The sequence below is a fragment of the Arthrobacter sp. BK1 genome, assembly GCF_056680055.1.
Genome location: NZ_CM155263.1, coordinates 4,541,528 through 4,554,252, shown reverse-complemented (window position 1 = coordinate 4,554,252; position 12,725 = coordinate 4,541,528). Strand labels below are relative to the sequence as shown.

At 67.0% G+C, this 12,725-nt stretch carries 11 protein-coding genes; 6 read left to right on the top strand and 5 right to left on the bottom strand.

Translation table 11 applies throughout. From position 1 onward, the window contains the following. Positions 1-117: 117 nt before the first annotated feature. Positions 118-1,944 carry a gamma-glutamyltransferase gene (gene ggt, locus AC1MCA_RS20890; protein WP_479800235.1) on the top strand — a complete coding sequence of 609 codons (1,827 nt, stop codon included), beginning with the start codon at positions 118-120 and terminating at the stop codon, positions 1,942-1,944. A gap of 24 nt (positions 1,945-1,968) precedes the next feature. On the opposite strand, the gene AC1MCA_RS20885 is transcribed toward ggt, so the two are convergent. Then, positions 1,969-2,232 (bottom strand): hypothetical protein, encoded by a 264-nt coding sequence (locus AC1MCA_RS20885; protein WP_479800234.1) that lies wholly within the window; start codon positions 2,230-2,232, stop codon positions 1,969-1,971. Between the two features lie 94 nt (positions 2,233-2,326). Here AC1MCA_RS20885 and hrpB point away from each other — a divergent pair, with 94 nt between their 5' ends. Together hrpB and AC1MCA_RS20875 are read left to right on the top strand one after the other, a co-directional pair. Next, positions 2,327-5,056 carry an ATP-dependent helicase HrpB gene (gene hrpB, locus AC1MCA_RS20880; protein ID WP_479800233.1) on the top strand — a complete coding sequence of 910 codons (2,730 nt, stop codon included), beginning with the start codon at positions 2,327-2,329 and terminating at the stop codon, positions 5,054-5,056. A gap of 149 nt (positions 5,057-5,205) precedes the next feature. After that, positions 5,206-5,358, top strand: coding sequence for a hypothetical protein (locus AC1MCA_RS20875; protein WP_181365152.1), 153 nt, complete (start codon positions 5,206-5,208; stop codon positions 5,356-5,358). A 13-nt stretch (positions 5,359-5,371) separates the two neighbouring features. On the opposite strand, the gene AC1MCA_RS20870 is transcribed toward AC1MCA_RS20875, so the two are convergent. Next, positions 5,372-5,605 (bottom strand): hypothetical protein, encoded by a 234-nt coding sequence (locus AC1MCA_RS20870; protein WP_479800232.1) that lies wholly within the window; start codon positions 5,603-5,605, stop codon positions 5,372-5,374. A 146-nt stretch (positions 5,606-5,751) separates the two neighbouring features. Between AC1MCA_RS20870 and AC1MCA_RS20865 the strand changes: the two genes are divergently transcribed. Continuing rightward, positions 5,752-8,685, top strand: a complete 2,934-nt coding sequence (locus AC1MCA_RS20865) for a helix-turn-helix transcriptional regulator (RefSeq protein WP_479800231.1) — start codon at positions 5,752-5,754, stop codon at positions 8,683-8,685. On the opposite strand, the gene AC1MCA_RS20860 is transcribed toward AC1MCA_RS20865, so the two are convergent. Next, positions 8,669-9,343 (bottom strand): alpha/beta hydrolase family protein, encoded by a 675-nt coding sequence (locus AC1MCA_RS20860; protein WP_479800230.1) that lies wholly within the window; start codon positions 9,341-9,343, stop codon positions 8,669-8,671. The two genes, AC1MCA_RS20865 and AC1MCA_RS20860, sit on opposite strands and share 17 nt — an antisense overlap. Positions 9,344-9,422: 79 nt before the next feature. Here AC1MCA_RS20860 and ligD point away from each other — a divergent pair, with 79 nt between their 5' ends. Continuing rightward, entirely contained in the window at positions 9,423-10,448 is a 1,026-nt protein-coding gene (ligD, locus tag AC1MCA_RS20855) for a non-homologous end-joining DNA ligase (RefSeq protein ID WP_479800229.1), read from the top strand. 33 nt (positions 10,449-10,481) lie between these two features. On the opposite strand, the gene AC1MCA_RS20850 is transcribed toward ligD, so the two are convergent. After that, complete coding sequence (locus tag AC1MCA_RS20850) at positions 10,482-11,102, bottom strand: L-threonylcarbamoyladenylate synthase (RefSeq protein ID WP_108598424.1); 621 nt, start codon at positions 11,100-11,102, stop codon at positions 10,482-10,484. Positions 11,103-11,204: 102 nt separating this feature from the next. Here AC1MCA_RS20850 and AC1MCA_RS20845 point away from each other — a divergent pair, with 102 nt between their 5' ends. Then, positions 11,205-11,639 (top strand): VOC family protein, encoded by a 435-nt coding sequence (locus AC1MCA_RS20845; RefSeq protein WP_479800228.1) that lies wholly within the window; start codon positions 11,205-11,207, stop codon positions 11,637-11,639. Here the strand turns inward: AC1MCA_RS20845 and AC1MCA_RS20840 are convergent. After that, positions 11,636-12,613 carry a hypothetical protein gene (locus AC1MCA_RS20840; RefSeq protein ID WP_479800227.1) on the bottom strand — a complete coding sequence of 326 codons (978 nt, stop codon included), beginning with the start codon at positions 12,611-12,613 and terminating at the stop codon, positions 11,636-11,638. The two genes, AC1MCA_RS20845 and AC1MCA_RS20840, sit on opposite strands and share 4 nt — an antisense overlap. Positions 12,614-12,725: the final 112 nt, after the last annotated feature.

Below are 12,725 nucleotides of genomic sequence, written 5' to 3'. Positions count from 1 at the left end.
TTTGCACGTCGCCAAAAAGAGGTAGGGGCGTGGAGCATTCCAGCCTTGAGAGTCCCCAAGGGGCGGAGTATCGTGACGAAAACCCACCCTGCGCGAGACCCTGACTTGGGAGCCATCATGCCTAGCGTGCGACGTCAATTTGCTGTTGTAACGGCTGTCCTGGCCGTCAGCGTCACGGGCGGTGCGGTGATCAGCCCGGCGTCTGCCCACGAGCGGGACGCGGTCAAGGAGGCGACGGCGACCGGCTACGGTGGGGCGGTCAGCACCGTGGACCTGGATGCCACGGCTGCGGCGATCGAAGTGCTCCGTGACGGCGGCAATGCAGCAGACGCCGCCGTGGCAGCGGCTGCAACCCTGGGCGTGACCGAGCCGTACAGTGCCGGAATCGGCGGAGGCGGCTACTTCGTCTTCTACGACGCGGAGACCGGAGAGGTGGAAACCATCGACGGCCGCGAGACCGCACCGGCAACGATGCCCACCGACGCGTTCATCGACCCCGCCACCATTACCCCGGCCAACCCGGCTGGAAGTCCCTACCGGTTCGCCCCCGAACTGATCACCAGCGGTGTCTCCGTGGGTGTTCCGGGCACGCCGGCCACCTGGGAGCGGGCCTTGGAGCGGTGGGGCACCCTGGATTTGGACAAGGCACTGGAACCGGCCATCGAGGTAGCGGAGGACGGCTTCGTGGTGGATGAAACATTCCGCCAGCAGACTGACGAGAACAGGGTCCGGTTTGAGGCTTTCCCTGCGACGAGCAGCCTGTTCCTTCCCGGCGGCGATCTGCCGGTGGTCGGCAGTACCATGCGTAACCCTGACCTCGCCGCAACCTACCGGCTTCTCGGTGAGGACGGCGTGGAAGCTTTCTACGGCGGTCCGCTCGCCGAGGAGATAGCCGCAACGGTGCAGTCGCCGCCGAAGAGCGCCACCACCACGCTGCCGGTTCCGGCCGGCTACCTGACGACAGCGGATCTGGCCGCCTACGAGACCCTGGACCGGGAGCCCACGCACGTTGAATACCGCGGCTACGACGTCTACGGCATGGCGCCGTCCAGCAGCGGTGGCACCACGGTGGGCGAGGCGTTGAACATCCTGGAACCGTTCAACCTCGCTGAGATGGCCGCGCCGGATGCGCTGCACCACTACTTTGAAGCGACCGCGCTGGCCTTTGCGGACCGTGGAAAGTATGTGGGCGACCCGGCCTTCGTCGACGTCCCCACCAAAGCGCTTACCGACCCGCTGTTCGGCAAGGAGCGGGCGTGCGCCATTGACCCCGCCACGGCGGCAGCCAAGCCGGTCCCCGCCGGAGACGTTGAATCGTACGACGGCGTGTGCCCGGTTGCGCCCGCAATGGCAGCAGACGAACAGGACACGGAGAACATCTCCACCACCAACCTGACCGTGGCTGACAAGTGGGGAAACATCGTGGAGTACACGCTCACCATTGAGCAGACCGGCGGGTCCGGCATTGTGGTGCCGGGCCGCGGCTTCATCCTCAACAACGAGCTCACGGACTTCTCCACGGTGTACAACGCCACCGACCCGAACCGGATCGAGCCGGGCAAACGCCCGCGCTCCTCGATGTCGCCCACCATCATCCTCGAGGACGGGAAGCCTTTCCTCGCTCTTGGCTCACCCGGCGGCTCGATGATCATCACCACGGTCCTGCAGACCATCCTCAACCGCGTGGACCTGGGCATGGACATCTCCGAGGCCATCGCGGCACCGCGGGCCACGCAGCGGAACACGGCCACGGTGGTTGCTGAACCGGCCTTCACGGCGGCTTACCCGGACACGTTCACCCGGTTCGGTCACAAGTTCTCCGCAGCGGCTGAAATCGGCGCTGCAACAGCCATCGAATTCGGCCGGCACGGGCGCATGACCGCCGCGGCCGAACCTGCCAGGCGCGGCGGGGGCTCGGCCATGGTGGTTTATCCGTCGCGATGAACGCCGGGCAGCGCCCGGGGGTGGCTAGGCCTGGCCCAATCCGGGCCGGACGGCCACAAACTCAATTCCGGTCTGGACTTTCTTCTGCGGACCGCGGGAAAAGCCCTTGGCATCGAGCTGGTTCTGCGCCCGGAAATCTGCAAGTGCCGCGTCGTAGATATCGTTGAGCCGGCGGCCGGAGAACTCCTCCCGCGATCCGTCGCTGAACGTGATGGTTACGGTGGCACTGGCTGGAAAATGCCGCTTCATGCGGATGAAGCCTTCGGAGTCCTGCTGGAGGTTGATCAAGGGAGGTCCTGCTTTCGCGTTGGCTGACCTCCAGTCTGACCTATGGCGCCGGGCCGTGCTCACCACCCGGGGCGATTGCGGCGACAATGGGTTGGTGAGACCCCCAACCAACTCCGCCGCTCCTGAGGGCGCCGTGGGCACTGACGTTTTTGACCTGGCCGCCATCGGGGCCGGCCTCGCCTTTGCGCAGTCACTCAGGGACCTGGCATCGGCCCTGCGCGCCGGTGGCACTGCCGGGACGGCGGTGGTCCAGGCACCGCCGGGCACGGGGAAAACCACGCTGGTCCCGCCGCTGCTCGCCAACCTGGCCGCGCGGAACCCGGGGTCCGGCCGGGTGGTGGTGACGCAGCCCCGCCGCGTTGCCGCCCGCGCAGCGGCCCGCCGCCTGGCCGCCCTGGACGGCAGCAAGCTGGGGGACCGTGTCGGCTACACGGTCCGCGGGGAACGTGAGGCGGGGCCCGGCACCCTGGTGGAGTTCGTCACGCCGGGGATCCTGCTGCGGCGCCTGCTGGATGACCCCGGGTTGGAGACCACGGGAGCGGTCATCCTTGACGAGGTCCACGAGCGCGGCCTGGAGACTGACCTCCTGCTGGGGATGCTCGCCGAAGTACGTCAGCTGCGCGGGGACCTCATGCTCGTGGCGATGTCCGCCACGCTCGATGCGCCCCGCTTTGCGGCACTGATCGGGAAGGCCGCGGACCGGGAGGAAGAGACGCTGGCGCCAGCGGACGACGGCGCCCGTCCGGCTCCCGTCGTCGACTGCCCGTCCGCGCTGTACCCCCTGACAGTCGAATGGGTGCCTGCCGCCGTTGGCCGGCTGGATGAACGTGGGGTGACACGGGGGTTCCTTGACCATGTTGCAGACTCAGCCGCGCAGGCACACGCCGCTGCGGTGCAACAGGATGCAACGGTTGACGCCCTCGTGTTCGTCCCGGGTGCGTGGGAAGTTTCCTACGTGGCATCCCGCCTCCGGGGACGGGCCTCCGCCGGGACGGAGGTGCTGGAACTCCATGGCCAGGTCAGCCCCGCCGAACAGGACCTCGCTGTATCGGGGCGCCGTGCCGGCGGGCCGGCACGGATCATCGTGTCCACGGACCTCGCCGAATCATCGCTCACAGTCCCGGGCGTGCGCCTGGTCATCGACTCCGGGCTGACCCGTGAACCCCGCCGGGACGCCAACCGCGGCATGTCCGGCCTGGTGACCGTCTCCTGTTCGCGGGCGTCCGCGGAACAGCGTGCCGGGCGCGCCGCCCGGCAGGGGCCGGGTCGGGTGGTCCGCTGCTATGACCAGCGCACCTACGGCGCGGCTCCCGCCCATGTGACTCCGGAGATCGCCGTTGCGGACCTCACAGGCGCCGCTCTGTTGCTGGCCTGCTGGGGCTCGCCCGGCGGCCAGGGGCTGGCTCTTCCTGATGCACCTCCGCCTGCCGCGATGGAGGAGGCCATCGAGGTGCTGCGGGAACTGGGTGCCGTGGCAGGGAACGGGCACGCCACCGCCTTGGGCAGGACCCTGGCCAGGGTCCCCGCCGATCCCCGGCTGGCACGGGCATTGCTGGACGGCGCAGCGGCCGTGGGACAGCACCAGGCTGCGGAGGCTGTGGCCCTCGTATCCGGGGACCAGCGCGCTCCGGGGGCCGATCTGACGCGTCTGCTGGCTGTGCTGCGCGGCGGCAGGGAGCCGGCTACCCGGCGCTGGGCAGAGGACGTCCGCCGGCTGGAGGCGATCGCGCGGAAGGAGGCGGCCGCCGTCGGCAGTCCCATCCTCACCGGAACCGTGCCCGCGGCGGAAACAGTGGGCGTTGTCGTCGCCTTGGCGTTCCCGGACCGGGTGGCACGGCGTGTACCGGGGGAGGGATCCGCACGGTATCTCTTGTCGTCCGGGACGCGCGCAGGCCTGCCCGCGGGAAGCTCCCTGTCCGGACATGACTGGCTGGCGGTGGCCGAGGTATCGCGCGCCGGTGGCCGGGATGCGGCCGGCACCGGCGCCGTGATCCGTTCCGCTGCGCCGCTTTCGGCCGAGACCGCCATGGCGGCAGCGCAGCAACTCCTGACAGACACCGTGGTGGCGACGTTCAGCCAGGGCCGGGTCACCGCGAGGCGGGAACGAAGACTGGGGGCAATCGGCCTGTCCTCCACACCCGTCAAGCCTTCTCCTGCGGAAGGCCGCGCCGCGGTGGCCCGGGCCCTGGCGGCCGAGGGCCTGGAAACCATCGGGTTCTCGGGTGCGGCGGACGCATTGCGCCGCCGCCTTGCCCTCCTGCACCGCGAACTGGGGGAGCCCTGGCCTGACGTTTCCGAGCACGCATTGCTCGCCCGGCTGGACCTGTGGCTCGGCCCGGAGCTCGAGGCCCTTGCCGGAGGAGCGGCCACCAGCGGCATCGACCTCACCGATCCGCTGCGCCGGCTCCTGCCCTGGCCGGAGGCAACCCGGCTGGCGGAACTTGCCCCGGAAGCGCTGGAAGTGCCCAGCGGGTCCAAGGTGAAGATTGAATACCCCGCCTTGTCCGAATATGCGGCGGCACAGTCCACCGGGGAAGAGAACGCCCCCGCCAATGCCGCCGGGCGGCCGGTTGTCGCGGTCAAGCTGCAGGAGTGTTTTGGCTGGGCAGAGACGCCGCGGCTGGTTGACGGGCGTGTGCCGGTACTCTTCCACCTGCTCTCACCGGCCAGGCGCCCGCTTGCCGTGACGGATGACCTGGCGTCCTTCTGGTCCGGGCCCTATGCCCAGGTGCGCGCCGAGATGCGCGGCCGCTACCCCAGGCACCCCTGGCCCGAGGACCCCTGGACCGCCAAGCCGACTGCACGGACCAAAGCCCGGATGTGATGAGCGTCCGGGTCATCAGGGGAATCGGCCCGTGTGAGATCTCCGATACCTGGCCGAAACGTTGCGTCGACGCAACGAAACATGCCGCGGTTAGGCTCGTGACTACTTGGACGATGTGGTCCAGACCCCGAACACGAAAGGACGCAACAATGTTGCTTTTGAGTAGCCTGAACCTCTTGCTGGACGCCCGCCGGAGCGACGACAGCCATGCGCACATTGGCGGGAACGGTAAGACCGGCTTCCCCAACGGACAGCTGACCTCCGCCGCCTGGGAAGGCTGGTGGCACGACGACGCCGCGTAGCCGGCCGCGCGCCTTACTGCTCAGGGATCCAGAATGGCGCTGATACCCCGGCTCCGGTGAGGTTGTCGCAGCGGACCAGTTGCGTTTCGATCCTGGTCAGCAGGCAGTTTTCAAAGCTGGGTCCCTCGTAGGGGACCAGGGTGGGATCGCCGCTTGCGGCGCCCGCGCTGGCTGCGGGCGCGAAGGCGAGAACGAAGAGCAACCGGAGAAGTCCTGGCCGGTGCGACGGTATGAATGACCTGGACATGGCAAGTTCCTTCGGGAGAGTTTTTTGTTTGGCAACTTCACTGTCGGTCGGCAGCACGTGCCCGCGCATCAGGCATTCCCCCTTAAATCCAGGCGCTTCACCCTCAGGTCTGTACCCATTGATTCCGGGGGTGGCAAGCTGGATTTGTGGCGAAACCTTCGGACGCCGTGGGACCGGAACTTGTAGGCCGGGAAGCGGACCTGGCTCGAGTGGTCGGGATGATCAACAGCGTCTTTGCGGGCACGGGCGGGACGCTGATTGTCTCCGGGGACGCCGGCGTCGGCAAGACAGCGCTCGTGGGCCGGGCCTGTGAGTCGGTGCCGCAGGACGCGCTTATTCTTAGTGGCCGGGCGCTTCCCCTGGCCACGGTGGAGGTTCCGTTCCTGGCGCTGGGATCAGCGTTCCGGGCGGCTTCAGCCAGCACCCGCCTGGAGCTTCCCGTGCCGCACCTCACCGGTGACGCCCGGCCGGACGTTGTGGTCGACATTGATGAATGGTTCACCGCGCAGTGCCGGCGCGGACCGGTGATACTCGTCCTCGACGACCTCCACTGGGCGGACCAAAGCACCCTCGACGCCCTGATGTATGTCCTGGCGGGCCCCAGTGAAAGAAGTCTGGGCGTCATCGGGACCGTGCGCAGCGATGAAGTCCGCGCGGGAGGTGCGTTGCACCAGTGGCTCACCGACGTCCGGCGGCTGCCCCGGGTCAACATAGAGCGGCTCGGGCCGTTGGACCGGCCGGACACCGAAGCCCAACTGCATGGGCTTCTGGGAGCTCCACCACATCAGTCACTGGTCAATGAAGTCTTCGCCCGGTCGGCGGGAAATCCGTACCTCAACCTGCTGCTGGTCGAGCGGCTGACCGCCGGAACCCGTCATCTGCCCACAGGATTCCCGCCCGACCTGAAGTCTGCGGTCCTGCGCTCGTGGCGCGGATTGCCACCTGAAGCCCGGCAGCTCACCCAGATCATGGCACTAGGCGGGAGAGCGGCCGTAGCCGAGGAACTGCGGGCGGTTGCCGGCGGGGCAATCGGGCCTGAGAGCGCCCTCGAATCGCTTGAATCTGCAGTGGAAGCCGGCCTGCTGGACCTCGCTTCCGATGGAAAATACTGGTTCCACCACCCCATCATCGCCGAGGCACTGTGGCAGGGCCTGGACGCGGGCGAAAGGCGGCGGTTGCATGCGGCTTTTGCGGCGGGTTACGAACGAAAGCCCGACGGCGACGCTCAGCTTATAGCCGGTGACGCTGTTGCCCTGGCCGATCACCACTATGAGGCCGGCCATCCGGCCGATGCTTACCGGTGGGCGGTGAAGGCCGCCGAGCTGGCAGAGGAGGAGGGCGCCCTGAGCGAAACACTCCGGCTCCTGCGACGTGCTGTGCACCTCCGGGCCGCACTGCCGGACGCCCCTGAGCGGCCGCGGGACCTGTGGGGAAGGGTCCGTGAGGCCGCGAGGGAGGCCGGGGCAATGCAGACGGAACTCGAAGCGATCGATGCGTTGCTGGCCACTATCGACGCCTCTGCGGAACCTCTGGAAGTATCCCACCTGATGGTGCGCCGGATGCATCTCCAGATGTCCACCGGACGTGCCTTCTTTCCGCTGGCTGACATCCGCGAGGCGGTGCGGCTCTCCACAGTGGCCCCTGACAGCTGGCAGCATGCCTTGGCCCTGGCCGAGCTGGCCCACGCCAGCATGTGGCATAGCGAGCAGGGCGCTGACATTCTGTCCTGCCAAGCGCTTGCCCTGGCGCGTGAGGCGGGAAATCACCAGGCGCTGACCTATGCGCTGACCGCAGCCGCCATGGTGGCAAACAGAGCCGACCGGTTCCCCGAATCCGTTGACTTGGCGACCGAAGGAGCGGAGGAAGCGCTCCGGGCCCATGACTTCTGGGCCTATGTGCATGCCACGTACTGGATGGGCAATGCCCGGTTCCCGTGGACAAGTGAAGAATATGCAGGCCTCCTGCGCCGGGCGAGGCAGGAAATGATGGAACACGGAGCACCGCACACCTATATCGCCAAAATTGCTGCCACAGAAGCTGCCAGTTTCCTGGCTGTCGGCGCGTGGCGGAAATGCCGTGCAGCCTTGCGGATTGCTATTCGCCTTGATCCGGGCCCGATGGGGGACGTGGATGCCCGGCTCACAGCCGCCAGGTTGGCCCAGCTCCAAGGCCGGCATGACGAGGCCGCAGTCCACCTTGCACGCGCCGATGAGCTGTACCGGGAAAACTCCGGCTATCTCAACCTCACCTTCGACGCCACTCGGGCGGAAGTGCATGTGGCAGCCGGGCGGCCTGAACTTGCCTTTACTGCGGCAATGGCTGGTGCCACCAGCCCCGGGCCCCCTCCCACCATGTGTGAGTGGCTGCTTCCTATCGCAGCCCGCGCGCTCGCTGACCAGAGCCAGCGCGCCAAGGACAAAGGGAAGCCTCGTGAAGCCCTTGTGGCAGCGGCCAGGGAGCTTGAGGAGCAATTCCCCACTGTCCTTCACGAAAGGGTTGGCCATGCACTGCTGTACGACCGGCAGGTGGCGGCGTTCAACGCCCTCTACGCCGCAGAGCTGGGGCGGATCCGGAACGAGCCAGGCAATGCAACCCAATGGGCCATGACAGCCGACGCCTGCCGGGATGGGTGCCTGCTTTGGGAGGAGGCTTATGCCTGCAGGCGTGCTGTGGAAGCGCTGCTTCTCCGGGGCCACCACCGGGGGCGCCGGACAGCTGAGATCCTTCGCCGTGGGCTCTCGCTGGCCGACGAACTCGGGGCTGTTCCGATTCAGGCGGCGCTCGAATCCCTGGCCTCCCAGGCGAGGATTCCCCTGGCATCGGTTGATACTGGTGCCAAGAGGGCCGGCATCACGCTGCCGGGGCTTACGCCACGGGAGCAGGACATTTTGGAATACGTGGTGGCTGGCCGGACCTATGGCGAAATTGCCAGGGGCCTGACAATCAGCGAGAAGACCGTCAGTTCGCATATCTCGAACCTGTTGCGGAAGACCGGTGCCGCCAACCGAGTGGATCTGGCGCGGTTGGCATCGGTGTCACGCCCAGCTGCGGGAGAGGCGGAGGTCAGGCGCGGCTCTTGATAAAGTCCACGACGGCGGGGGCCAGTGAAGCACCGATCCCGGCGGCGCTGCGTTTGTTTCCTGCCACGGCAAACGAATGGTCTCCGCCGTCGATCCATGTGAGGACCGCCGACGGGATGCGGGAGACAACACCCTCCAGGAGGTCCCGGGTGGCGAATGTGTCCTTCGTCCCCTGGAGGAACAGCATGGGAACGCTGAGACCGTACAGGTGCTCATCGCGAAGCTTTTCCGGCTTTCCGGGCGGGTGGAGGGGGTAGCCAAGGTAGATCAGGCCTGCGGCTTCCATCCCCTCCGCTACCGCCATGGACGCCATCCGGCCGCCGAAAGACTTGCCGGCCGCCCATACCGGGCCGCTGTCCCCATGCGCTGACCCCTCGCGGGACGCCACCTCCATGGCGGCGCGCCAAGTGGCGATGGCGGCCGGAGGCCGGTCCGGGAACTTCCTGCCGGCTTCACGGTAGGGGAAGTTGAAGCGCAAGGTGGCAACGCCGTCGTCGTTAAGCGCGCCGGTGAAACCGGCCATAAACGGGTGTTCCATGCCCGCACCGGCGCCATGGGCCACAACAACGGTGGCAAACGGGCTCTCCGGGCGGGCGTACACGCCCGAGACCTCAAGATCGCCGACGGCAATGGTGACGGGCGTTTCAACAACGGGCATACGTCCATGATGCCGGATGGCTGCCCGGCACGGCGGCCAAAGTGCTGACTGCGCGATCGTGGCGGGGTAGGTTGTCCCCATGGCGAGCGAACAGACCACCCTCACTGTCCCGGGTCCCCACGGCGAGCGCGAAATGCGCATTTCCAGCCCCAGCCGTGTCATGTGGCCGGAACTCGGCCTGACCAAACTGGACCTGGCCAAGTACATGGTGGACGTCGGCGAGGCATTCATCGCCGCTAACGGAGACCGGCCGGTCGCCCTGCAACGCTACTCCGACACCATCGACGGCGAACAGTTCTTCTCCAAGAACCCGCCCAGGGGAACCCCGGAGTTCGTCCGGTCGGTGAAGGTGGTCTTTCCCAGCGCACGCTCGCATCCGATGCTGGTCCTTGACGAACCGGCCGCCGCCGTCTGGGCCGTGCAGATGAACACCGTGGTTTTCCACCCCTGGCCGTCCAGGGCAGGGAACACCGACAACCCGGACCAGCTCAGGATCGATCTGGATCCCCAGCCGGGCACCGACTTCGACGACGCCGTCCCCGCTGCACTTGCCCTGAAGGACGTGCTGGCGGAGGCGGGCCTGGATTGCTTCATCAAGACCTCGGGAAACCGCGGGCTGCACGTCTATGCGCCGATCGGACCCACCCGTGAGTTCCTGGATGTCCGCCACGCCGTGATCGCTGCTGCCCGCGAGCTGGAGCGGCGGATGCCGGAGAAGGTCACCACAGCCTGGTGGAAGGAGGAACGGGGAGAGCGTGTTTTCCTGGATTTCAACCAGGCCAACCGCGACAGGACCATCGCCGGCGCCTACAGCCCACGGGCCCTGGCCCATGCGCCCGTGTCCTGCCCCATCACCTGGGACGAGCTGGGCAGCGCGGATCCGAAAAACTTCACCATCCTCACGGTCCCGGAACGGCTCAAGACTGTCGGCGACCCCTGGGCGGACATGAACGCCACACCGGGCGGCACCATTGACGTGCTGCTGGAGTGGTGGGAACGGGACCTTAAGGCAGGGCTGGGGGAGCTGCCTTTCCCACCGGACTATCCAAAGATGCCCGGAGAGCCCTCCCGCGTCCAGCCCAGCAGGGCCCGGAAGCAGGACTGAGGCTGCTTCACCCCCTCGCCGTTTGGGCCCCGTCTATTCGAAACGGGACGGATCCCCGGTGCCGCGCCGGACCACCTCGGCGACTCCGGAAGAAAAGTCGATGACGGTGGTGGGCTCTGCCCCGCAGTCGCCCGAATCAATAACGGCGTCCACCACATGGTCCAGCCGTTCCTTGATTTCCCACCCCTGCGTCAGCGGGTCCTCCTCGTCCGGGAGAAGCAGCGTGCTGGACAGCAACGGTTCACCAAGCTCGGCCAACAATGCCTGCACCACACGGTTGTCAGGGATGCGGACGCCCACTGTTTTCTTCTTCGGGTGCAGCAGCCTGCGCGGAACCTCCTTGGTGGCCGGCAGGATGAACGTGTAGCTTCCGGGCGTGACGGCCTTGATGCTGCGGAACACATCATTGCCGATATTCACGAACTGGCCCAGCTGGGCGAAGTCCTTGCACACAAGAGTGAAGTGGTGTTTGTTGTCTAATTGGCGGATACTCCGGATCCGGTCCAAGGCGTCTTTGTTTCCCATCTGCGCCCCGAGCGCGTAACAGGAATCGGTGGGGTAGGCGATCAGGCCGCCGTCAAGCACTATGCGCACTGCCTGCGAGATGGCGCGCGGCTGGGGATCCTCGGGATGAACATCAAAATATCTGGCCATTCCCTGAGCCTACGGCCAAACCCCTATCGAGGGCGGACGGATTGGGGCAGGATGTTGACTGTTCCATTCCGATTCCGTTCAGAACCGCAAGGAGAACCGGCCATGCCAACGACGCTCAACCCCTACCTTGGTTTCCGCGACAATGCCCGGGAGGCGTTGACTTTCTACCAGTCCGTGTTCGGCGGCGAACTGGCACTGAGCACCTTCGGAGAATTCCAGGCCAGCGAAGATCCGGCCGAAGCAGACAAGATCATGCACGGCATGCTGACGTCCCCCAAGGGCCTGGTCCTCATGGGGTCTGACACTCCCAATTCCATGGAAACCACGGCAGGCAGCTCAATCTCGATCTCGCTGAGCGGTGACGACGAAACGGAGCTGCGCGGCTACTGGGACAAGCTCTCGGGCGACGGCGGCACGGTCACGGTACCGTTGGAGAAGGCACCGTGGGGCGACGTCTTCGGTATGTGCACCGACCGGTTCGGGACCGCCTGGCTGGTCAACGTCAACAACCCTGCCCACGCGGCCCCCACCCCCTAGAAACCGCTGGCTCGATCCGTTCTCCCCGCCACCGGACCTTCGGCGCTGAGGATACGAAGGGCGCTCAGCGTCACGAACTGGTTGGGACCGGTGCGGCCCCAATCTGCCGCCTCGGCCTGGCTGGCGGACGACGGCGGGTGCCACCATGCGCCCTCCGCCGGCCACCCGCCGTCGGGCAGCATCTTTCCGCGCACTGCTGCCCGTGCCTCCGCGGCACGCGGATCATTGATCAGCCCCATCCGGGCCAGCAGAAGCAGTGCCGGCAAAATGCCGTAGTGCCAGAATTCCGGGTAGCGGAGCTTTAGCCAGAGCGGGTCGATGGTCCGGCCGGTCGAGCGGGATTTGAACAGCCGGTGATCAAGGAACAATCCGGCCGCCCGCTCCGCCCCGGTCCGGGCGGCCGGATCCCCGCCGGCCTTCCAGAATTCGTAAAGTCCTTTGGCGGCCGGCAGCGTCTCATGGAACGAGGAGCGGCGGCCGCTCGCGTTCAGATCACAGTTCCAGCCGCCGTCGGGCCACTGCCACTCCGTCAGGTCGTGGGCGAGCCGGATCACCCGCGGATCTGCCTGCATCCCGAGCCGGCTGCAGACGTAGAGGGCATTGCCTTCCTGGGATGCGCAGCGGCGGGTCAGGCCGTCGATGGTCCGGATCTGGCTGCGGTGGTGGTCGCTGTGCAGCCAGTCAAGCACCGTGCCCGCGGCCTGCAGCATGGCAGGTGCGTCTGTTTCGGTGATGCCCAAGTCCACGAGGGAGACGAGCCGCCAATGCGCGCCGGTCCATTTCCGGTAAGGGTGGACGCCGAAACTGCCATCGGGCAGTTGGCCGGCGAGCAGCGTGGAAACAGTTCTGCCGCCGGTTACGGAGCCGCCGGACCATGGTTGGCCAAGGAACTCCCGTTGAACCGCCCTGCGCACTGCCGGCTCCGGGGATGTTGCCAACCAGGCGATGGCGGGCCGTAAGGCTTCCTGGTCCATGGTCCGAGGCTAACCGGGGACAACCAAACAGGGAAGACCACCCCGGTCGAGGTGGTCTTCCCTGTCAGGCAGCCCTGTCGGACAGGCCATGGCCGGCCGAGTCCGGATCAGT